Source organism: Kitasatospora sp. NPDC088160 (genome assembly GCF_044741445.1).
GTDB lineage: Bacteria > Actinomycetota > Actinomycetes > Streptomycetales > Streptomycetaceae > Kitasatospora.
The window spans coordinates 1-1,583 of record NZ_JBIUSS010000003.1; the positions used below are offsets into that span (position 1 = coordinate 1).

The window sequence follows — 1,583 nt, forward strand, 5'->3', positions numbered from 1 at the left end:
CCCGCCAACCGATCCGCCACCCGCCGACCGGTCTTACCCGTCCCACCCACCACCAGCACCACACCAGCACCGACCGGAAGATCCACAACACCCTTGGCAACCACAGCAGCCACCCCATTCGGAGAAGAAGTCGACGAAACCAGCGGACCCGGGCGGTTCTGCGAACCCCGCGCGTCCGTCCTCATGTCCACCAGTCAAATCCACTCCGGGCCGGCGAACCATAGCCTCCACACTCACATCCATGCGCGAGCGTCTACCGTCCCCCGGTGTGCCCCGCCCCGGGTCTGCTTCGCCATCCACCAGAACACACCCAACCCGCCACGAACCACCCGCCTTGAGGCGGCCTCCAGTGGATCTCCAGCGCCGGCACACCGCCCCCACACCCCGGCCCGGGCCACCGCAAACGGAAGGGTGCGCGTCGGGTGGGGCGGGAGGCGGACCCGGAGTCCAGGCCGGACGCGCATCCGGGTGAGCGGGGTGGTCGGCACCGGTGAGCCGTCGGCGGCTCAGGGCAGCAGCAGGCCCGGGACGAGGACCAGGCCGACCAGGCCCGCGACCAGGGTCGGCAGGCCGGTGACGCCCATCCACACCAGGTGGCCGGCGAGCCCGCCCGGCGTGTCCGCCGACAGGCGGCCGGGCACCACCAGGACCGTGCGGGGCCGCGCCACGTCCCCCACGTCGGCGGCGCTGCACTCGTGCCGCTGCGCCGTGCCGAGCTGGTCGGTCACCCGGTAGGTGTACCGGAGCGTGCGCCGGGTGCTGCGGGAGTGGCCGTGGACGTCGTGCACCCTGTACTCCCCGAGGTAGGAGCCGGTGAACTCCGCCGGGCGGAGCTCGCCCAGTGCCTGCTGCTGGCGCCAGTACCGCAGCTGCCAGGGCAGGTTCGCCGCCCAGGCGGCGCTCACCCACCAGGCGGCGAAGCCGGCCCAGACGAACCCGGCCCGCACCGGGTGGCCGAGCAGGGCCAGGGCGACGGACTCGGTGAGGCAGCCGGCGAACAGGGCGAGGAGGCCGAGCTGCCAGCCGGCGGGCCGCAGCGGCCTGGGCCGCCGGAACGGTTCGACGCGGATCCGCGTCGGGTCGGCCGGAGCCTCGGCGAGCCGTTTCAGCCGTTGCGCGTTGATGGCGTCGGCGAACGCCTGGGCCTTGGCGTCGGTCGTGCCCAGGCGGAACTCGGAGCGCTCGCCGCGCCCCGGCGGGTCGACCTCGACGCACAGGTCCCAGAGCACGCCCCGGCCGGGGACGGCGTGCACCCGGTGGATCCGGCCGTAGGGGATGTGGAAGGCCTCCGGTTCCTCCTGCCACACCAGCGCGGATCCGGTCATCCGCACCGAGCGACGGCCGAACCAGGTGCGGAGTTCCCTCGGCGGTGCGAGTACTGCCTGCCCGGCCATCGCTGTTCTCGTGCTCCCCCGTGACGTGATCTCGGCCGCGTGATCATATAGCCGCGGCGGCCCCCCAAACGGCCGTGGGGGGGGGGCGGGGGGCGGGCCGCCCCCCCCCGCGCGCGGGGGGGGGGGGCGCCCCCCCCCCCCCCCCGGGGGGGGCGGCCCCCCCCCGCGCCGGGGGGGGGGCGGCGGGGG

Annotated in this window: 1 protein-coding gene; it reads right to left on the minus strand. The window is 75.4% G+C overall.

Translation table 11 applies throughout. The features are described from left to right. Positions 1–506 precede the first annotated feature (506 nt). Positions 507–1,394, minus strand: a complete 888-nt coding sequence (locus ACIOGZ_RS04785; RefSeq protein ID WP_363633797.1) for a hypothetical protein — start codon at positions 1,392–1,394, stop codon at positions 507–509. Between the last annotated feature and the right edge of the window lie 189 nt (positions 1,395–1,583).